We start from the raw sequence: 17,970 nt of genomic DNA, 5'->3' as shown, positions 1-17,970 counted from the left end.
CGGCGCACGTCCACTCGTCCCCGCCCCTCGGGCGGAAAGGAAGGCGCAGGTCATGGAGATCCGCATCGGCATCCAGCACTCCCCCCGCGAGCTCGTCATCGAGTCCGAGCAGGAGTCCGCGGCGGTGCTGGAATCGCTCGGCACCGCGATCGAGCAGGGCACCTCGGTCACCCTCGAGGACAGCAAGGGCCGCATCGTGCTGGTCCCCGGCGCGAAGGTGGCCTACGCCGAGGTCTCCACCGAGGAGCCCCGCCGCGTCGGCTTCCTCGGCTGACGCCCCCGGGCTCAGCACCCCGCCGCATCGCTCCTCGCCCCCGGCCCGCCTCGTGCGGACCGGGGCGAGGTCGTTCCCGGGCGGCGATCAGGGCGGAGTTCAGGGCGGAGTTCAGGGCGGACGGTAGGATGGCCGAGCACATCCATGACCTTCAGAGAGTTGAACGGTGTCTGAGACCATCCCCACCGAGGAGGCCGCGTCGGCCTCCGCCGCCGTCGAGCAGAGCTCCGGCGACACCCTGACCACCGCCGGGGCCGAGGCCCCGGCCGAGCCCGCCAAGCAGCCCGTCGTCAGCGAGACCTTCGCCGACTTCGACGTGCGCGAGGACATCGTCGAGGCGCTGTCCTCCAAGGGGATCATCCACCCCTTCCCGATCCAGTCGATGACCCTGCCCGTCGCCCTCAAGGGCCGCGACATCATCGGCCAGGCGAAGACCGGCACCGGCAAGACGCTGGGCTTCGGCATCCCGCTGCTGCAGAGCACCGTCGCGCCCGGGGAGGACAACCCCACCGGCCGCGTGATCGGGAAGCCGCAGGCCCTGGTGGTGCTGCCCACTCGTGAGCTGGCCGTGCAGGTCGCCGAGGACCTCCAGGACGCCTCCGCGAAGCGCCCCGTGCGCATCCTCACCGTCTACGGCGGCCGCGCCTACGAGCCGCAGATCGAGGCCCTCGAGAAGGGAGTCGACGTGGTCGTCGGCACCCCGGGCCGTCTCATCGACCTGATGCGCCAGAAGTACCTGGACCTCTCCCAGGTGCGCACCGCGGTGCTCGACGAGGCCGACGAGATGCTGGACCTGGGCTTCCTCGAGGACATCGAGAAGCTGCTGCGGGCCGTGCCGGAGAAGCGCCAGACCATGCTGTTCTCCGCGACCATGCCGGGCCCGATCCTGGCGCTGGCGCGGCGCTTCATGACCCAGCCCACCCACATCCGCGCCCACGACCCGGGCGACGTCTCCCGCACCAAGGCCGACATCAAGCAGGTCGTCTACCGCGCCCACCAGCTCGACAAGATCGAGGTGCTGGCGCGGGTGCTGCAGTCCCGCGGACGCGGCCTGACCATCGTGTTCATGCGCACCAAGCGCCAGGCGGACCGAGTGGCCGAGGACCTGCAGAAGCGCGGCTTCGCGGCCGCCCCGCTGCACGGCGACCTGGGCCAGGGCGCCCGCGAGCAGGCCCTGCGAGCTTTCCGCAACGGCAAGGTGGACGTGCTGGTCGCCACCGACGTCGCCGCCCGCGGCATCGACGTGGACGACGTCACCCACGTCATCAACTGGAACAGCCCCGACGACGACAAGACCTACCTCCACCGCACGGGCCGCACCGGCCGCGCGGGCAAGAAGGGCACCGCGGTGACCTTCGTGGACTGGGAGGACCTGGCGCGCTGGGCGCTCATCGCCCGCCAGCTCGGGCTGGAGTCGACCGAGGCCGTGGAGACCTACTCCACCTCCCCGCACCTGTACGCCGACCTCGACATCCCCGAGGGCACCAAGGGCACCCTGCCGAAGGCGCAGCGCACCCGCGCAGGCCTGGAGGCCGAGGAGGTCGAGGACCTCGGCGGGCCCGAGGGCCCGCGCGACCGCGGCTCCCGCGGCGGTGACCGCGGCGGCCGGAGCGGGGACCGCGGCGGCCGTGGCGGACGCGGCGGCGAGCGCAGCGGTGGCGGCGGGCGCGGCCCGCGTCGCGAGGAGCGCGCCGACTCCGAGGCCGGGTCCGACGCGGGCGAGGAGCGTCCCCGTCGCAACCGCTCGCGCACCCGCACCCGCCGGGTGAACGGCGAGGTCGTCGACGGCGAGCAGGGCTCCGGCCCTGCGCAGCAGTCCGGCACCTCCGAGCAGGGCGGCGAGGGCGAGGCCCCGAAGCGTCGCCGCCGCTCCCGCGGGGGCCGCGGCCGTCGTCGCAGCGGCCAGGGCGAGGGTGGCACCGGCCCCGCCGCGGACTCCTCCGGCGAGTGATCCCCCGTCCCGGCGCCTGATCCCTCGGGCGCCGGTCCCACCACGTCGAGGGTCTGTTCCACCTCCGGAACAGACCCTCGATGCACGCCCGGGCGAGGCGCCGCGCGCTCGATGGATTTCGACGGTCCGTGCCACGTCCCGGCACGGACCGTCGAATATCTCGGAGAGCCGGGCGGGGCCCGGCGGTCAGGCGGGGATCGTGCCCCAGTCCACGAGGAACGAGTGGATGGCGTCGAAGACCATCTGGGTGGAGATGGCCGCCAGCAGCACGCCGGAGATGCGGGTGACCAGGGTGACGCCGCCCTTGCCGAGCAGGCGGGCGATGACGTCAGCGAAGCGCATCGTGGCGTACATGACCACGGCCATCAGCAGCAGCGCGATCACGAGGGAGCCGATGCGAGCGGGCTGCCCGCCGGTCTGCTCCACGAAGAGCATCATCGCGACGATCGCGCCGGGACCGCCGAGCAGCGGGGTGCCCAGCGGCACCAGCGCCACGTTCACGCCCTCGCTGGCGGCCATCTCGTCCTCCTTGCCGGCCAGGAGCTGCAGCGCCACGATGAGCAGCAGCAGGCCGCCGGAGAACTGCAGCGCCGGCAGCGAGATGTGCATGTAGGCGAGGATGAAGCGCCCGAACAGCGCGAAGACGCTGATGATCAGCATCGCGACCCCCACGGCGACCAGAGCCGCCCGCGCCCGCTGCTTCGCGGTCATGGAATGGGTCAGCGACAGGAAGATCGGGACGGTGCCCGGCGGGTCGATGATGACGAAGAGGGTGACGAAGACTCCCGTGAGGAAGCTCAGGTCGACCAGGTTCACGGACGGATGACCTCGGTGGTGCTCGTGGCGCGGTGGGTGATCGCGGCCAGGACGTCCGGCTGCGTGAGGTTCTCCCCGAGCCGGTTGGGTTTGCCGGTGCCATGGTAGTCGCTTCCGCCCGTGACCAGCAGGTCGTGTGATCTCGCCAGCTCCGCGAGGCGCCGCCGCTCATCCGGCTCGTGCTCCCGGTGGCCGACCTCGATGCCGGCCAGACCCGCCGTGATCATCTCCTCCAGCAGCTCCACGGGCAGCATCCCCTCGCGGCTGACCGAGCCGGGGTGGGCGATCACCGGCACCCCGCCGGCCGCGAGGATCAGCCGGACCGCATCGACCGGGGTGGGCGCCTCATAGCGCACGTAGTAGGGGCCCGAGGGGCTCAGCAGCTCCGCGAAGGCGCTCGAACGGTCCGGCACCACCCCGGCGGCGACCAGCGCGTCGGCGATGTGGGGGCGGCCGATGACGGTGGTGGGGTCGGCGACCTGCTCCTGCACGCCCTCCCAGCTGATCGGGTGGTCCGCGGCGAGGCGGTCGACCATGGTGCGGGCGCGGCGGTCGCGGGAGGCGCAGGCCCGGGCCATCTCCCCGGCGAGCTCCGTGCCGGGACCGGGATCGACCAGCAGCGCGAGGACGTGCACGCTGAGCTGCTCGTGCTCGGCGGAGACCTCGATGCCGGGCACCGCGGCCACCCCGCTGGCAGCCACGGCCCCGGGGAGCTCCGCCCAGCCGGCCACGGTGTCGTGATCGGTGAGTGCCAGCACGTCCAGCCCCGCCGCCCGGGCGTCGGCGAACAGCTCCGCCACGTCGCGGGTGCCGTCGGACCAGGTGGAGTGGGCGTGCAGGTCGATGCGTTCCTCCATGGACCCAGGGTAGTTCGCGATGTGGGACGATCGATCGGTGACCACGGAGCAGCCCCAGACCCAGCCCATCCCCGCCGCCGACACCGCCGGGGCCACCCCGGACGAGGACCGCGCCACGGAGCTCGCCTCCCGCGGCGACTCCCGCTCGCAGCGCCCCACCAGCGACCAGTTCCGTCGCTTCATCGCCTCCGGCTGGGACGAGACGGTGCCCGAGGCCGAGCCGCTGCCCAGCACCGCATACACCCCCGCCCGCCGGGACGCCCTGGTGCGCTCGGTCCCCGGCACCCGCATGGTGCTGCCGGCAGGCGTGCTGAAGGTGCGCTCCAACGACACCGACTACCCCTTCCGCCCCGACACCGCCTTCGCCTACTACTCGGGGCTGGGCACCGACGAGGAGCCGGACAGCGTGCTGGTCGTGGAGCCCTCCGCGGAGGACCCCGAGCGCGCCGAGGCGACCTACTTCTTCCGCCCCCGCGCCGGCTTCGACAGCAACGAGTTCTACGCCGACGCCCGCTACGGCGAGATGTGGGTGGGTCGCCGTCCCACCCTGATCGAGGCCGGGCAGCGGCTGGGCATCGAGGTGCGCCACATCGACGAGCTGCGAGACCACCTGGCCAAGGACGTCGGCGCCCAGCTCTCCCTCACCGTGATGCCGCAGGTCGACGCGGGCGTCGAGGCGATGGTCGAGGAGATCCGCACCCAGAACGGCCTGCCCGGCGGGGACGAGGCCGCCGAGGAGGCCGCGCACCTGGCCGAGACCGCCTCCGAGCAGCGCCTGGTCAAGGACGCCTACGAGATCGAGCAGATGCGCGCGGCCGTGGACGCCACCATCCGCGGCTTCCAGGACGTGGTGCGGGAGCTGCCCGCCGCCGTCGCCCACCGCCGCGGCGAGCGGGTCATCGAGGGCACCTTCGCGGCCGCGGCCCGCGCCGAGGGCAACGGCGTCGGCTACGACACCATCGCCGCGGCGGGCGACCACGCCTGCACCCTGCACTGGATCCGCAACGACGGCGCCGTCCGCGAGGGCGAGCTGGTGCTGATCGACGCGGGCGTCGAGATCGACTCGCTGTACACCGCGGACGTGACCCGCACCCTGCCCGTCTCGGGCACGTACACCGCGGAGCAGCGCCGGGTCTACGAGGCGGTGCTGGGGGCGGCCGACGCCGTGTTCGCCGTCGCGAAGCCGGGCATGCGCTTCCGCGAGCTTCACGAGACCGCGATGGGCGTGATCGCCGCGCGGCTGGAGGCGTGGGGCCTGCTGCCGGGCACCGCCGAGGAGTCCCTGGCCCCCGAGGGGCAGTGGCACCGCCGCTGGATGGTCCACGGCACGAGCCACCACCTGGGCCTGGACGTGCATGACTGCGCGCAGGCCCGCCGCGAGATGTACCTGGACGCCGAGCTGGTGCCGGGCATGGTCTTCACCATCGAGCCGGGCCTGTACTTCAAGGAGAACGATCAGCTGGTGCCGCCGGAGCTGCGCGGCATCGGCGTGCGCATCGAGGACGACGTGCTGGTGACCGAGGACGGGGTGGAGAACCTCTCGTCCGCGGCGCCCCGCACGGCCGACGAGGTGGAGGCGTGGATCGCTAGTCTGTGGGGGTGAGCTCCAACCTGCAGCGCTTCTACGCCGCCCGCCTGGCCGGCACCACCGTCTTCGACCCGATCGGGGACGTGGTGGCGAAGATCCGTGACGTGGTGGTGGTGCCGCAGCCCCGCGCCGGCGCCCGCGCCGTCGGCTTCGTGGTGGAGGTCCCCGGCAAGAAGCGCGTCTTCCTGCCGATCACCCGCGTCACCTCGATCACCTCGGGCCAGGTGATCTCCTCCGGCGTGCTGAACGTGCGCCGCTTCGAGAAGCGCAGCGGCGAGCTGCTGGTGATCGGCGACCTGCTGGACCGCGTGGTGACCTTCACGGACGGCAGCGGCGAGGCCACCGTCGAGGACATCGCCCTGGACCAAGACCGCCACCGCGACTGGTACATCTCCCGGCTGCACGTGCGGCGCCGCAAGCGCGGCTCCTCGCTGAGCCGCCTGATGACCCGCGGGGAGACCCTCACGGTGCCGGCGCACGAGGTGACCGGGCTCTATGGCACCCAGGCCGAGCAGTCCGCGCACCTGCTGGCCGCCTCCTACCAGGACCTCAACCCTGCCGACCTCGCGGAGATCCTGCTGGAGCTGGACCCGAAGCGGCGCGTGGAGCTGGCCGGGGAGCTCGCCGACGAGCGCCTCGCCGACGTGCTCGAGGAGTTGCCCGAGGACGCCCGCGTGGACCTCGTGACCGGTCTGGACGCGGAGCGCGCGGCCGAGATCCTGGACGCGATGGACCCCGACGACGCCGCGGACCTGGTGCAGGAGCTGCCGGAGACGGTGGCGACCGAGCTGCTGGAGCTGATGGAGCCGGAGGAGGCCGAGGACGTCCGCCGTCTGCTGGCCTACGACGAGTACACCGCCGGCGGCATGATGACCACCGAGCCTCTGGTGGTCTCCCCCGAGACGCCGGTCGCGCACTGCCTGGCGATGATCAGCCGCGAGGAGCTGCACGCCGCGCTGGCCTCGACCGTGCACGTATGCCGCTCCCCGTTGGAGACGCCCACCGGCAAGCTGGTCGGCATCGTGCACTTCCAGCAGCTGCTGCGCGAGCCCCCGGACCGCAGCGTCGGGGACCTCATCGACCAGGACCGCGCGGCCGTCGCCCCCAGCGCGCCGCTGTCCGAGGTGACCCGCGAGATGGCCACCTACAACCTGGTCTCGATCCCCGTGATCGACGAGGACGGGCGCCTGCTGGGCGCGGTCACCGTCGACGACGTGCTGGACCACGTGCTGCCCGACGACTGGCGTGAGCAGGACGAACCGGTGCCCACCACGGGCCAGATCGACCTCAGCGAGATCGCCCGCGCCACCGCCCGCGCGAACGGGAAGGGGTGAGCATGGCCGAGCGCAAGCCCTCCTCCTCCCTCGACGACCCCTCGCCACGCCGCCGGGCGCTGGTGCGCAACCCCCTGGGCGGAGACACCTTCGGCCGCGTCGCCGAGGCCTTCGCCCGCTTCATGGGCACCCCCGCCTTCCTGCTGGGGATGACCCTGATCTGTGCGGTGTGGCTGGCGTGGAACACGCTGGCCCCGGAGGCCGCGCAGTTCGACCCGCGGGCCATGAACTTCACCCTGCTCACCCTGATCCTGTCGCTGCAGGCCTCCTACGCGGCGCCGCTGCTGCTGCTGGCGCAGAACCGCCAGGAGGACCGCGACCGGGTGCAGGCCGAGCAGGACCGCCAGTCCAACGAGCGCAACCACGCCACCACCGACTTCATCACCCGCGAGATCGCGGGCCTGCGGCTGGCCCTGAACGACGTCGCCACCCGCGACTTCGTCCGCGGCGAGCTGCGCGACCTGCTGCAGGAGCTGGAGGACGAGGCCGAGGACGCCCGCGAGCAGGCCCCGCGGTCCCCCGGCGATGCCGGGTCCGCCGATGACAGCGGGCAGGGCACGCACCACGCCATGCTGCGCGCCCTGCTGCGCGAGGAGATCGACGCGGCCCTCACCGCCCGCGAGCGGGCGGCCGCCGCGCCCCGACACCCGAGGGAGGAGACCCCGGAATGACCACCACCGAGACGACGGAGACCGCACCCGCGGACGACCGCGTCACCCAGATCCATCAGGCCCTCACCGGGGTGATCGACCCCGAGATCCACCGGCCCATCACCGAGCTGGGCATGGTGGACGAGGTCAGCGTCGACGAGGAGGGCATCGCCCGGGTGCGGGTGCTGCTGACCATCGAGGGCTGCCCCATGAGGGACCGCATCGAGCAGGACACCGCCGAGGCCACCGCCACCGTCCCGGGCCTGACCCGGGTCGAGGTCGACTCCACCGCGATGACCGAGGAGCAGCGCCGCGAGCTCACCAACCGGCTGCGTCAGGGCCGTCGCCAGATCCCCTTCAACCAGCCCGGGAACCTCACCCGGGTGCTCGCGATCTCCTCCGGCAAGGGCGGGGTCGGCAAGTCCACGGTGACCGCGAACCTGGCGGCGGCGATGGCCGCGGACGGGCTGCGGGTGGGCGTGATCGACGCCGACATCCACGGCTTCTCGATGCCCGGCATGTTCGGCATCGACGAGCAGCCCACGAAGGTCTCCGACCTGCTGATGCCGCCGCAGGCGCACGGCGTCGCGGTGATGAGCATCGGCATGTTCGTGCCCGAGGGGCAGGCCGTGGTGTGGCGCGGCCCGAAGATGCACCGGGCCATCGAGCAGTTCGCCTCGGACGTGTTCTGGGGCGACCTGGACGTGCTGCTGCTGGACCTGCCGCCCGGCACCGGGGACGTCGCGATCTCGGTCGCGCAGATCCTGCCGGGGGCGCAGATGGTCGTGGTGACCACGCCCCAGCAGTCCGCCGCCTCGGTGGCGGAGCGGGTCGGCTCCCTGGCCTCCTCCACGGAGCAGGACATCGCCGGGGTGGTGGAGAACATGGCAGGGCTGACCCTGCCCGACGGCTCCGTGATGGACGTGTTCGGCAGCGGCGGCGGCGACCGGGTGGCGGAGACCCTCGCGGGCTCAGTGGACCATGAGGTGCCGGTGCTGGGGCGGATCCCGCTGGAGCCGGCCCTGCGCGAGGGCGCCGACCGCGGTGTGCCGCTGGTGGTCTCGGAGCCGGACTCCCCCGCCGCGCAGGCGCTGCGGCAGGTGGCGCGCTCGCTGGTGCGTCGGCCCCGGGGGCTCGGAGGGATGAAGCTGCCGATCTCGGTCGCCCGGAACTGATCGTCGCGCGGGGCTGACCCACGGCGCGGTCCGCGCGGTCGGCTCAGGTGGCCTCGGGGTCCCAGGGGGCCCGCTGCGGGCCCTCGCCCTTGGCCGTCTTCGAGCCGGACTTCGCGCCGCCGGAGGACTTCCGGCGGGAGGCGGCGGTGCCCGCGGCCGCGCCGCCGGCGGCCACGCTCAGGGACTCCTTGGAGGGCAGCAGCTCCTCGGGATTGGTGTCGCCCCAGGCCTCGCGGATGATGCGGCGGGGGTCGTACTGCCGGGGGTCGTACTTGCGCAGGTCGTCGATGGCGATGCCCATCTCGTCCTCGACGGAGGCGCGGGACTCGTCCACCCACTGGCGGGCCGAGCGCACCCAGCGCACGACGTTGCGCGTGTACTCCGGGAGGCGCTGGGGGCCGATGATGATCACGAAGATGATGAGCAGGACGACGGGCTCCCAGCCCTGCAGCCCGAAGAAGCTCACGTCATCACCTGTTCCTGCCGGGTCCGGGCCGGCCTCGCACTGCTCCGCCCCGGGGTGGCGCGGATTCCGCGGAGCCATTATGGCAGAGGGATCCGGGGAGAGTCCGGGAGCGGGGACCGCCTGACGTAGGCTGGGCCGGTCGCGTCGACCGGTCCCGCCGAGGGGCGGGGGCACCGGGTGCGGGGCGAGGAAGGAAGGGCATCCCATGGCATCGGGAAAGGTGGCCAGCTGGGCCCACGGCGAGGAGTTCGTCGACGAGGCGACGCTGTTCCCCGAGACCGGGGTGCTCGCGCGTGCCCGCGAGCGTGGCAACGAGCTGGGGGCCACCCCGGTGCTGCCCGGCGCGGGCGCCCTGATGCGGGTGCTGGCCGCGGCCGTTCAGGCCCGGTCCGCCGTGGAGATCGGCACCGGCAGCGGCGTCGGCTCCCTGTACCTGCTGGCGGGGATGCACCCCGAGGGCGTGCTGACCACCATCGACCCGGAGGTCGAGAACCAGCGCGCGGCCCGCGAGTCCTTCACCGAGGCGAAGATCCGCCCGGCGCGGGTGCGGACCATCGCCGGCTCCCCCCGCGACGTCGTCGGCCGCCTCACCGATCACGCCTACGACCTGGTGTCCTTCCCGGCCCACGCCGACCACGCGCCCGAGCTGCTGGCCCATGCCACGCGGCTGCTGCGGCCCGGCGGCGTGCTGGTGATCCCCCACGCACTGTTCCACGACCGGGTCGCCGACCCCACCGCCCGCGACGCCGCCACCCGTGCGGTGCGCGAGCTGCTGCGCGAGGTCGAGCAGTCCGAGGACCTGATCACGGCGCTCACCGGCAGCGGCGACGGGGTGCTCGCGGCGGTCCTGCGCGGCTGAGCCCCCGCACCCCGCGAGGCGCGGAACCGCACAGACCCCAAAGACGGCGACGGCCCCGCACCCGGGGGTGCAGGGCCATCAGGCTCGACGGGCGAGCTCAGGTCGCGAGGTCGCGGATCACTCCTTGATGACGCCCTGGAGGGCGTCCCGCAGGGAGACGGCCTCGGACGCGGCGATCTCGACGACCAGGCGGCCGCCACCCTCGAGCGGGACGCGCATGATGATGCTGCGTCCCTCCTCCACGACCTCGAGCGGACCGTCCCCGGTGCGCGGCTTCATAGCGGCCATGCGTGCCTCCTTGGTGGTGTCGCGGTCCCCGGCAGGGCCCCGGGTCGGGACCCCGGACAGCCCGGGTACGGTGGCCATTATCTCAGGTCCGCGGACCTGCGTCGTCGCGGGTCTCGTCGGCGGTGGGCGCAGGCACGGCGGCGGGCTCCCGGCGAGTCCTCCGGGGCGTGCGCGCGGGCAGGGAGATCCCCTCCCCCACCCGACCGGCGGCGACCAGCACCGCTGCGACCGCGACCACGAGGGCGGTGCCCAGCAGCACCAGCACCATCGCGGAGACGGCGGTCATCGGCCCGCAGCCTCCCGCAGCACGGCGAGGGCCTCCTCGGCGGAGTCCACCACGCGCAGCTGCTCCACGTCGCCCTCGCCGATCATGCCGCGGTCCAGCACCGCGGTGGAGATCCAGTCCAGCAGGCCCTGCCAGTAGTCGCGGCCCACCAGCACGACGGGGAACATGCGGATCTTGTGGGTCTGCATCAGGCAGACCGCCTCGAAGAGCTCGTCGAAGGTGCCGAAGCCGCCGGGCATCACCACGAAGCCGCTGGAGTACTTCACGAACATGGTCTTGCGGGCGAAGAAGTAGCGGAAGTCGACGCCGAGGTCGACATAGCGGTTCATGCCCTGCTCGTGGGGCAGCTCGATGCCGAGACCCACGGAGGTGCCGCCGGCCTCCTGGGCTCCCCGGTTGCCGGCCTCCATGATGCCGGGGCCACCGCCGGTGATCACCGCGTAGCCCATGTCGACGACGCCGCGGGCGATCTCCTCGGCGCAGGCGTAGTCCGGGTGGTCGGCGGGGGTGCGGGCGGAGCCGAAGATGGAGATGGCCGGGCCCAGCTCGGCGAGCGCCCCGAAGCCCTCGACGAACTCGGACTGGATGCGCAGCACCCGCCAGGGGTCGGAGTGGACCCAGTCGCCGGGACCGGACTCCTCCAGCAGCCGCTGGTCGGTGGTGCGGTCGGGGCGGTGGCGCCCGCTGAGGGTGACGGGTCCCTTGCGGTGGCGGTCGTCGGTGGCGTTCATGCGCCGAGCGTATCGCCCGGTTCCGTGCCCGCGGGGGCGAGGATGCGGCGCAGCCCGTCCAGGGTGGCGCGGAGGTCGGCGTAGGGCACGTGCTCGTCGGCGGTGTGGGCGAGCAGCGGGTCGCCGGGGCCGAAGTTCACGGCGGGCACGCCGAGCGGCGCGAAGCGGGCCACATCGGTCCACCCCTGCTTGGCGTCCACCCGTACGTCCTCGCCGAGCGCCTCCAGCACCTGCCGGGCGGCGGGGGTGTCCAGGCCGGGCAGGGCGCCGGGGGCGGCGTCGGTGACGGTGACCTCGACGGGCAGGTCGGCCAGCAGCTCGCGCACGTGCGCCTCGGCCTGCTCGATCGAGGTGTCGGGGGCGAAGCGGTAGTTGAGGGTGGCCACGGCCCGGTCGGGGATCACGTTGCCCGCGATGCCCCCGTCGATCAGGACGGCGTTGAGGCACTCGCGGTACTCGAGCCCGTCGATCACGGCACGCCGGGCCTCGTAGTCCTCCAGGCGGCGCAGCACGGCGCCGAGGTGGTGGATGGCGTTGTCACCCACCCAGTCGCGGGCGGAGTGGGCGGCGACGCCGTGGGCGGCGACCTCGAGCTTCATGGTGCCCTTGCAGCCGCCCTCGATGCCCGCGATGGTGGGCTCGCCGAGGATCGCGAGGTCGGCGGCGAGGTACTCGGGGTGCTCGGCGGCGATCCGGGTGAGGGAGTTCTCGGCCGCCGCGACCTCCTCGTGGTCGTAGAAGATCCAGGTGAGGTCGACGGCGGCGTCGGTGGCCTCGACGGCGCCCTTGAGGAAGACGGCCACGCCGCCCTTCATGTCGCAGCTGCCGCGGCCGACCAGCTCCTCGCGCCCCTCCCGGACGCGCCGGGTGGAAGGGACGTTGCCGGCGATCGGCACGGTGTCCAGGTGGCCGGCCAGCAGGATGCGCTGCGGCAGGCCGCGGTGGGTGCGGGCGATGACGGTGTCGCCGTCGCGGATCACCTCGAGGTGCGGGGCGTGGGTGCGCAGCGCCTGCTCGACGGCGTCGGCGAGCGCTCGCTCGTCCCCGGAGACGGAGGGCACGTCGACGACGGCGGCGGTGAGGTCGACGATGTCGGCGTGCGGGTCCAGCACGGGGGTGTCCGGGGCGGGGGCGGCGGGGCTGCTCATGTCCTCATCCTGCCACCGAGGCGGAAAGGTGCGGGGCGCGACGTCCGGGGAGGACGGGGAGGTCCGCCGCACTCAGCGGGCGGGGGCGAGCACGGTCCCGGGGCCGTGCCCGGAGGCGCCCGCCCCGGCGCCGGCGCTCAGGGCGCCGCCGATCATCGCCAGGCGCAGCGCGACGGCCTCGGCGTGGCGCAGCAGCTGGGCGGAGCTGTCGGGCTCGGCGGTGATGGCGGAGCCGGGCTGGGCGGTGGAGACGGGCACGCCGAGCAGGAACCGCCGCTCGTGGACCGTGCCGTCGGCACCGATGGGGCTGTACAGCCCGTCCACGGCGATGGAGCCGGTCAGCAGGCGGCGCCCGCTGCCGCGGGAGGCCCAGGAGTCCTTCTGCACCTCGTCGCGCTCGCGCCAGGCACCCAGCAGAGGACTCCGGTAGGCGGGGAGGTCCACGGGCGGCAGGTGCGCCTCGACGATGCCCTCGCACAGCACGGGCGGGTTGTCCCCGCCGCGGACGGCGAAGCGGCCGGCCTCCTCGTCGATGTCGACGTGCATGCGGGAGCCCAGGAACTGCACCAGCCCGGCCTCCTCGAGCGCGAGCAGCTGCCGCACCCGCGACACGGGCGGGCCGGAGGCCCAGGAGGCGAAGGCGTTGCGCAGGTGCCCGTCGATGTCGCGGCGGACACTGTCGGTGGTGTACGCCCCGAGGTCGATGAGGCGGTTGACCTGGACCCGCAGGGCGCTGAGCACCCGGAACACGAGCACCCAGACGGGGTCGGGCTCGGTGGCGGCGCGCAGGGAGTCGCGCAGCACCTCGCGGGTGAGGCGGTGGGGCTCGTCGGTGGCGCCGCCGCGTCGGCCGAGCGGGAACAGCAGGTGCACGAGGGCCTCGTCGGTGGCGAGGTGGTGTGCGCCGACGGAGCGCAGGGCGGCGCGCAGCTCGGCGAGCATCAGCGGCATCACGTCCCGCTCGTGGTCGACGCCGGCGGGGCGCACGGCGAGGTCCAGCACCCGCTCGGAGGTGAGCACCTGCGGGGTGTACGGGGCGGGCAGCTCGGGGCGCAGGTCGGGCTTGGGCCGGTAGACCATGCCGGAGCGGGAGCCTACGACCAGGCGGGGCTCGCCGCCGCCGGGCAGGTAGCGCAGGCCGGAGGGGGCGGAGGGGTCCTCCTCGAAGACGCCGCCGGCGGCGTGGGTGAGCATCCCGATCAGGTCGTAGAAGTTCAGGCCCATCCCGGCCACGGCGATGGCCTCGCGGCCCAGCAGCGCCCGGTAGTCCAGCTCCAGGGGGTTGGCGGGGCCCAGGTGGATCAGGTCGTGGCGCGCGGCGGCGTCGGCGTACTGCTGCGAGCGGGGTCCGGGGGCGGTGGCGAGGTGGCCCAGCGGCAGGGCGACGGCGTCGACGGCGAGCACGCGGCCGTCGTCCAGGCGGACTCGCTGGGCGCCCTCGGCCGGTCCGGTCACGTCGACCACCTCGGCGGCGTGGCGGACGATGCGCAGGCGGGCGGGGTCGGCGTCGGCCTCGGCGGTGGCGAGCACGTGGGCGAGGTAGCGGCCGTGGGCGGCGCGGGGGGCGACGTCGGCGGGGGCGTAGCCCTCGGCGGCGAGGAAGTCGGCGAGCGTGGTGCCGTGCAGCAGCGGCAGGGCTGGGTGGCAGCTCGCGTCGGGGTACATGGTGGTCTGGCAGGTGGCGGTGTTCATCAGCAGCACCTCGGGCTGGTCGTGCCGCCAGACCGCGCCGCCGCGCCCCACCTGCGGGTCGATCAGGTGCACGGTGAGCCGTCCCTGCCAGTCCCCGAGGGTGGAGGCCGCCACCAGGCGCTCCACGATCGCGGTGCCCCGCGGCCCGGCACCGATCACGGCGACGGTTCGGCTGGGCGCGGAGGGGGAGGTCATCCCCCCAGTATCGCGCGGATCGGGGCCGGGACAGGACGGGGCGGGGGTGTTCTGCGACGATGTGCGCATGCGCCAGCCGCCGACCACCCCGCCGCGTCACCTGCAGCACTCCGCCTCCTCGCACCGGGGTGGGCTGCTGCCCGGGCGTGCGGCCTCGCGGCTGCGGGCGCTGGCACGCTCCGATGCGCTGCCGCGGGAACGGGCGCTGGCCGATGCGACCGTGCTGACGGCCTGGCTCACCGCGGCGCAGCGGGATCGCTACGCCCCCGGGCTGCGTGCGGGCGACGACCTGGACGCCTTCGTGCAGGGCCTGGCGGCGGAGCGCCGGGTGGTGATCGAGGAGGGCGCCGAGGTGGTCGAGGACGAGATCGTCTCCGCGGCCGACGCCGAGCACGCGGCCCGGCAGGTCCCGCTGCGGATCCTGGAGGGGCTGCTGCTGGTTCTCGCTGCCGCCGGGGTGCTCGCCCTGGTCTGGCTGGGGATGGGCCTCGGCGGCGAGGGCTGGGCTGGCGCGACGCGCCCGCTGCTGGCCTGGGCCGCGGTGACGGTCGCGGCACTGCTGCTGGCCGCGCTGGTGGGGACAGTCGCGACCCGCCGCCGGGACCGCGCCCTGCTGGACTGGGCCTGCGCCCGGCCGGGCCAACTGGGCCGGGGCATCCCGGTGCGGCGTCCGCTGCAGCGCCTCTCCCCCGCGCCCACGATCCTCGCCGTGCTCGGCCCGACCCTGCTGATCGGTGCAGCGCTGCTGGCCGTCGTGATCGGCGCAGCGATCCTGCTGGTCACCCTGCTCTCCCGCGAGAACCCGGGCCTGGTGGAGGTGGCGCTGGGCTGCTTCGGCGGCGGCGTCGCGGCCTTCATCGTGGCGATGGCACTGTCCTCGCTGCGCACCCGTCGCCTGGAGCTGCTGGTCCGCCGCGCCGCCGCCGTCGAGTGGCTGGGCAAAGCGCTGGACCCGGCCCAGGTCACACCCGCGGGCCGGGACGGGGAAAGCCCCGCTCCGTAGAATCGGGGCCATGAGCACCCCGACGACCGACCCCGCCGCCCCCACCCACGCCTGGGGCATCGGCCTGGCCACCCTCGCCGCCGACGGCTCCACCCTCGATGTCTGGTACCCGGCTCCGCAGCCGGGCGAGGCCCCCGCCGACGTGACCGCGCAGCCGCTGCACGCGCAGCTCGAGGCCTCTGCTCGCGCCGACGAGGTGCGCGGCACCACCCAGGAGGTGGTGGTGCGCGCCCTCGACCTGGCCGCCGCCCCCGCCGACGCCGCCGACGCCTATCTGCGCCTGCACCTGCTCTCCCACCGCCTGGTGGTCCCCAACGCCCAGAACCTCGACGGCCTGTTCGGCCGGCTCACCAACGTGGTATGGACCTCCGAGGGCCCCTGCGCCGTCGCCGGCTTCGAGGAGACCCGCCTGCGCCTGATCGCCGCGGGCCGCACCCCGACCGTGTTCAGCGTCGACAAGTTCCCCCGGATGGTCGACTACGTGATGCCCACCGGCGTGCGCATCGGCGACGCCGACCGCGTGCGCCTGGGCGCGCACCTCGCCGAGGGCACCACCGTCATGCACGAGGGCTTCGTGAACTTCAACGCCGGGACGCTCGGCATCTCGATGATCGAGGGCCGCATCTCCCAGGGCGTCATCGTGGAGGACGGCTCCGACGTGGGCGGCGGTGCATCCACCATGGGCACCCTCTCCGGCGGCGGTACCCAGCGGGTCCGCATCGGCAAGCGCTCCCTGGTGGGCGCCGAGGCCGGCATCGGCATCGCCCTGGGCGACGACTGCGTGGTCGAGGCCGGGCTGTACGTCACCGCGGGCACCAAGGTGGTCGTGGTCGGCGAACGCGGCGACGGCGCGGAGCCGCACACGGTCAAGGCCCGCGACCTCTCGGGCGTGCCGAACCTGCTGTTCCGTCGCAACTCGCTGAGCGGCGCAGTGGAGGTCGTGGCCCGCGAGGGCCAGACCGTCGCCCTGAACGACGCCCTGCACACGAACTGACCCCCGCCCCGTGACCAGCCGCCGGCAGCGACCGGGTGGTGCCGCGCGCCACCTGGTCCTGCCGTGCGTCATGATCCTGGTCTTCGGCGGCATCGCGGGCGGCTCCTACATGGCTCTGCAGCGCTACGGCTCCCCCGCCCACGCCGGCACCTGCACCGCCACGGGACTGGACACCAGCCACCGCTACACCACCGACCGGGTGGCGAACGCGGCGCTGATCAGCGCGGTCGCGGTGGACCGGGGCCTGCCCCCGCGGGCGGCGTCGATCGCCCTGGCCACCGCCTACCAGGAGTCGCAGCTGCAGAACATCGAGCACGGCGACCGGGACTCGGTGGGCCTGTTCCAGCAGCGGCCCTCGCAGGGCTGGGGCAGCGTCGAGGAGATCCTCGACCCGGTCTACTCGACCAACGCCTTCTACGACGCCCTGGTGGAGATCGACGGCTACGAGAGCGCCGACATCAACGACGTCGCCCAGCAGGTGCAGCGCAGCGGGCACCCGGAGGCCTACCGCGACCACGAGACCGAGGGCCGCCTCTACGCCTCGGCGCTCACCGGCCAGTCGGGGGCGAACCTGGTGTGCATCCTGGACGACGTGGACGGCGTCGGCACCCCCGAGGCGGTCCGCTCCGAGCTGGAGCGGCAGTTCCCCCGGATGACGGAGTCCGGCCGGATCAGCGCCTCCCTGGAGGGCGCGGAGGCCGCCCCGCAGCGCCCCGAGGGCTCCGGCGCTACGGCCCTGGTGATCGACGTGGGCGGCGAGGACGACATCGGCTGGTCGGTCGCGAACTGGGCCGTGGCCCAGGCCGCGGAGCACGCGGTGGTGCAGGTCAGCTACGCGGGCCGCACCTGGGACCGCTCCCTGCGCGGCGAGGACGCCCAGTCCTGGGCGAGCATCGAGGGCGGCGACCCCGACGCGGTGGTCGTCCTCGTCGCCGGGGGCTGAGCGCCCGGCTCAGGAGGTCTCGGCCAGCCGGTACACGGAGACGTGGCTGCGGGATTCGCCGGTGAAGGGGCTGCGGTCCCAGTCGGCCCAGCGGTGCTCGAGGCGCATCCCGGCCAGGCGCGCCATCAGGTCCAGCTCGGAGGGCCGGACGTAGCGGTGCGGGGTGCGGGCGAGATGTGCCTGCCGACTCCCCTCCAGATCGGCGTCGAAGCACACGTGGTGGGAGACCAGCTGCTGGGCGAGCGGGTCCACGGTGTCCACCAGCAGGTAGCCGGGCTCGCTGACCTCGAGGACGCCGCCGTGCCCGGGGGCGAGGGAGCGCAGCTGCGGCACCCCCAGTTCGACCACGAAGCGCCCGCCCGGGGCGAGGTGGCGGGCGGCATTGCGGAAGCAGTCGACCTGCGCCTCCTGGGTGAGCAGGTTCCCGATCGTGTTGAAGACCAGGTAGACCAGGGAGAACCCCTCCCCCGCCCGCGCGGGATCGCGACGCGGCCAGTGCCGATCGCGAGCTCGAGGGCGGGCCCGTCCCCGGCGAGCTCGGCCAGCACCAGCACGGTGGGTCCGAGCACCTCGGGGGCGAAGGCCCCCGTGCCGGGGGTGTCGTAGCCCTGGGCGATCTCCTCGTCCCACAGCCGCTGCTGGCGCGCGATCTCGTCCTCATCCATGAGGTGATGATGTCGCGGCGGAGCACCCCCGGCCAGGGATTTTGCGATCCTCCCC

The 17,970-nt window shown here is 73.9% G+C and carries 18 protein-coding genes and 1 pseudogene; 10 read left to right on the top strand and 9 right to left on the bottom strand.

Translation table 11 applies throughout. The features are described 5' to 3' along the window. Window positions 1-52: 52 nt before the first annotated feature. Together OM98_RS08080 and OM98_RS08075 are read left to right on the top strand one after the other, a co-directional pair. Complete coding sequence (locus tag OM98_RS08080) at window positions 53-274, top strand: DUF3107 domain-containing protein (RefSeq protein WP_010534107.1); 222 nt, start codon at window positions 53-55, stop codon at window positions 272-274. A gap of 166 nt (window positions 275-440) precedes the next feature. Continuing rightward, window positions 441-2,225, top strand: coding sequence for a DEAD/DEAH box helicase (locus OM98_RS08075; RefSeq protein ID WP_010534106.1), 1,785 nt, complete (start codon window positions 441-443; stop codon window positions 2,223-2,225). A gap of 186 nt (window positions 2,226-2,411) precedes the next feature. On the opposite strand, the gene OM98_RS08070 is transcribed toward OM98_RS08075, so the two are convergent. Then, window positions 2,412-3,041: a MarC family protein gene (locus OM98_RS08070; protein ID WP_010534105.1), complete on the bottom strand. Its 630-nt coding sequence runs from the start codon at window positions 3,039-3,041 to the stop codon at window positions 2,412-2,414. Continuing rightward, window positions 3,038-3,898 carry a PHP domain-containing protein gene (locus OM98_RS08065; RefSeq protein ID WP_010534104.1) on the bottom strand — a complete coding sequence of 287 codons (861 nt, stop codon included), beginning with the start codon at window positions 3,896-3,898 and terminating at the stop codon, window positions 3,038-3,040. The genes OM98_RS08070 and OM98_RS08065 overlap by 4 nt, the downstream gene beginning before the upstream one ends. A 19-nt stretch (window positions 3,899-3,917) precedes the next feature. On the opposite strand from OM98_RS08065, the gene OM98_RS08060 reads away from it, so the two are divergent. The 4 genes from OM98_RS08060 to OM98_RS08045 are packed head-to-tail and all read left to right on the top strand — an operon-like array spanning window position 3,918 to window position 8,645. After that, window positions 3,918-5,501, top strand: a complete 1,584-nt coding sequence (locus tag OM98_RS08060; protein WP_010534103.1) for an aminopeptidase P family protein — start codon at window positions 3,918-3,920, stop codon at window positions 5,499-5,501. Beyond that, window positions 5,498-6,820, top strand: coding sequence for a magnesium transporter MgtE N-terminal domain-containing protein (locus tag OM98_RS08055; protein WP_033195123.1), 1,323 nt, complete (start codon window positions 5,498-5,500; stop codon window positions 6,818-6,820). Before OM98_RS08060 ends, OM98_RS08055 begins: the two co-directional genes overlap by 4 nt. Before the next feature lie 2 nt (window positions 6,821-6,822). Then, a complete protein-coding gene (locus OM98_RS08050; RefSeq protein ID WP_010534101.1) occupies window positions 6,823-7,491 on the top strand; it encodes a DUF1003 domain-containing protein in 669 nt (222 codons plus the stop codon). Further along, window positions 7,488-8,645 (top strand): Mrp/NBP35 family ATP-binding protein, encoded by a 1,158-nt coding sequence (locus tag OM98_RS08045; RefSeq protein WP_010534100.1) that lies wholly within the window; start codon window positions 7,488-7,490, stop codon window positions 8,643-8,645. The genes OM98_RS08050 and OM98_RS08045 overlap by 4 nt, the downstream gene beginning before the upstream one ends. A gap of 43 nt (window positions 8,646-8,688) precedes the next feature. Here OM98_RS08045 and OM98_RS08040 read toward each other — a convergent pair whose 3' ends face one another. Beyond that, entirely contained in the window at window positions 8,689-9,111 is a 423-nt protein-coding gene (locus tag OM98_RS08040) for a twin-arginine translocase TatA/TatE family subunit (RefSeq protein WP_010534099.1), read from the bottom strand. Window positions 9,112-9,316: 205 nt separating this feature from the next. Here OM98_RS08040 and OM98_RS08035 point away from each other — a divergent pair, with 205 nt between their 5' ends. Further along, window positions 9,317-9,970 (top strand): O-methyltransferase, encoded by a 654-nt coding sequence (locus OM98_RS08035; RefSeq protein ID WP_010534098.1) that lies wholly within the window; start codon window positions 9,317-9,319, stop codon window positions 9,968-9,970. Between the two features lie 117 nt (window positions 9,971-10,087). Here OM98_RS08035 and OM98_RS15210 read toward each other — a convergent pair whose 3' ends face one another. From OM98_RS15210 to OM98_RS08015, 5 genes are all read right to left on the bottom strand, one after another. Further along, on the bottom strand, window positions 10,088-10,258 hold the full coding sequence (locus tag OM98_RS15210; protein WP_010534097.1) for a DUF3117 domain-containing protein: 171 nt from the start codon (window positions 10,256-10,258) through the stop codon (window positions 10,088-10,090). Window positions 10,259-10,340: 82 nt separating this feature from the next. Then, window positions 10,341-10,544 (bottom strand): hypothetical protein, encoded by a 204-nt coding sequence (locus OM98_RS08030; protein ID WP_010534096.1) that lies wholly within the window; start codon window positions 10,542-10,544, stop codon window positions 10,341-10,343. After that, the gene (locus OM98_RS08025; protein WP_010534095.1) at window positions 10,541-11,275 is read right to left on the bottom strand and encodes an LOG family protein; all 735 of its coding nucleotides are present in this window, start codon (window positions 11,273-11,275) and stop codon (window positions 10,541-10,543) included. The genes OM98_RS08030 and OM98_RS08025 overlap by 4 nt, the downstream gene beginning before the upstream one ends. Beyond that, window positions 11,272-12,423: a succinyl-diaminopimelate desuccinylase gene (gene dapE / locus OM98_RS08020; protein ID WP_010534094.1), complete on the bottom strand. Its 1,152-nt coding sequence runs from the start codon at window positions 12,421-12,423 to the stop codon at window positions 11,272-11,274. Before dapE ends, OM98_RS08025 begins: the two co-directional genes overlap by 4 nt. A 72-nt stretch (window positions 12,424-12,495) precedes the next feature. Continuing rightward, window positions 12,496-14,310: an FAD/NAD(P)-binding protein gene (locus OM98_RS08015; protein ID WP_010534093.1), complete on the bottom strand. Its 1,815-nt coding sequence runs from the start codon at window positions 14,308-14,310 to the stop codon at window positions 12,496-12,498. 67 nt (window positions 14,311-14,377) lie between these two features. Here OM98_RS08015 and OM98_RS08010 point away from each other — a divergent pair, with 67 nt between their 5' ends. From OM98_RS08010 to OM98_RS08000, 3 genes are all read left to right on the top strand, one after another. Continuing rightward, window positions 14,378-15,313, top strand: coding sequence for a hypothetical protein (locus tag OM98_RS08010; protein WP_033195121.1), 936 nt, complete (start codon window positions 14,378-14,380; stop codon window positions 15,311-15,313). 10 nt (window positions 15,314-15,323) lie between these two features. Next, the gene (gene dapD, locus OM98_RS08005; protein WP_010534091.1) at window positions 15,324-16,307 is read left to right on the top strand and encodes a 2,3,4,5-tetrahydropyridine-2,6-dicarboxylate N-succinyltransferase; all 984 of its coding nucleotides are present in this window, start codon (window positions 15,324-15,326) and stop codon (window positions 16,305-16,307) included. 70 nt (window positions 16,308-16,377) lie between these two features. Beyond that, window positions 16,378-17,250 (top strand): hypothetical protein, encoded by an 873-nt coding sequence (locus tag OM98_RS08000; protein WP_010534090.1) that lies wholly within the window; start codon window positions 16,378-16,380, stop codon window positions 17,248-17,250. Window positions 17,251-17,259: 9 nt separating this feature from the next. Here OM98_RS08000 and OM98_RS14530 read toward each other — a convergent pair. Continuing rightward, window positions 17,260-17,900, bottom strand: a pseudogene (locus OM98_RS14530) (SAM-dependent methyltransferase). Window positions 17,901-17,970 lie beyond the last annotated feature (70 nt).

Source organism: Brachybacterium squillarum M-6-3 (assembly GCF_000225825.1).
Taxonomy (GTDB): Bacteria; Actinomycetota; Actinomycetes; order Actinomycetales; family Dermabacteraceae; genus Brachybacterium; species Brachybacterium squillarum.
The sequence above is the reverse complement of the archived record's forward strand: the minus strand, read 5'-3'. Positions and strand labels throughout refer to the sequence as shown.

Coding starts and splice junctions, on each gene's coding strand:
- OM98_RS08010 (WP_033195121.1), top strand. CDS start 14,378: ATGCGCCAGCCGCCGACCACCCCGCCGCGTCACCTGCAGCACTCCGCC.
- OM98_RS15210 (WP_010534097.1), bottom strand. CDS start 10,258: ATGGCCGCTATGAAGCCGCGCACCGGGGACGGTCCGCTCGAGGTCGTG.
- OM98_RS08080 (WP_010534107.1), top strand. CDS start 53: ATGGAGATCCGCATCGGCATCCAGCACTCCCCCCGCGAGCTCGTCATC.
- OM98_RS08025 (WP_010534095.1), bottom strand. CDS start 11,275: ATGAACGCCACCGACGACCGCCACCGCAAGGGACCCGTCACCCTCAGC.
- dapD (WP_010534091.1), top strand. CDS start 15,324: ATGAGCACCCCGACGACCGACCCCGCCGCCCCCACCCACGCCTGGGGC.
- OM98_RS08060 (WP_010534103.1), top strand. CDS start 3,918: ATGTGGGACGATCGATCGGTGACCACGGAGCAGCCCCAGACCCAGCCC.
- OM98_RS08030 (WP_010534096.1), bottom strand. CDS start 10,544: ATGACCGCCGTCTCCGCGATGGTGCTGGTGCTGCTGGGCACCGCCCTC.
- OM98_RS08035 (WP_010534098.1), top strand. CDS start 9,317: ATGGCATCGGGAAAGGTGGCCAGCTGGGCCCACGGCGAGGAGTTCGTC.
- OM98_RS08050 (WP_010534101.1), top strand. CDS start 6,823: ATGGCCGAGCGCAAGCCCTCCTCCTCCCTCGACGACCCCTCGCCACGC.
- OM98_RS08015 (WP_010534093.1), bottom strand. CDS start 14,310: ATGACCTCCCCCTCCGCGCCCAGCCGAACCGTCGCCGTGATCGGTGCC.
- OM98_RS08045 (WP_010534100.1), top strand. CDS start 7,488: ATGACCACCACCGAGACGACGGAGACCGCACCCGCGGACGACCGCGTC.
- dapE (WP_010534094.1), bottom strand. CDS start 12,423: ATGAGCAGCCCCGCCGCCCCCGCCCCGGACACCCCCGTGCTGGACCCG.
- OM98_RS08000 (WP_010534090.1), top strand. CDS start 16,378: ATGATCCTGGTCTTCGGCGGCATCGCGGGCGGCTCCTACATGGCTCTG.
- OM98_RS08065 (WP_010534104.1), bottom strand. CDS start 3,898: ATGGAGGAACGCATCGACCTGCACGCCCACTCCACCTGGTCCGACGGC.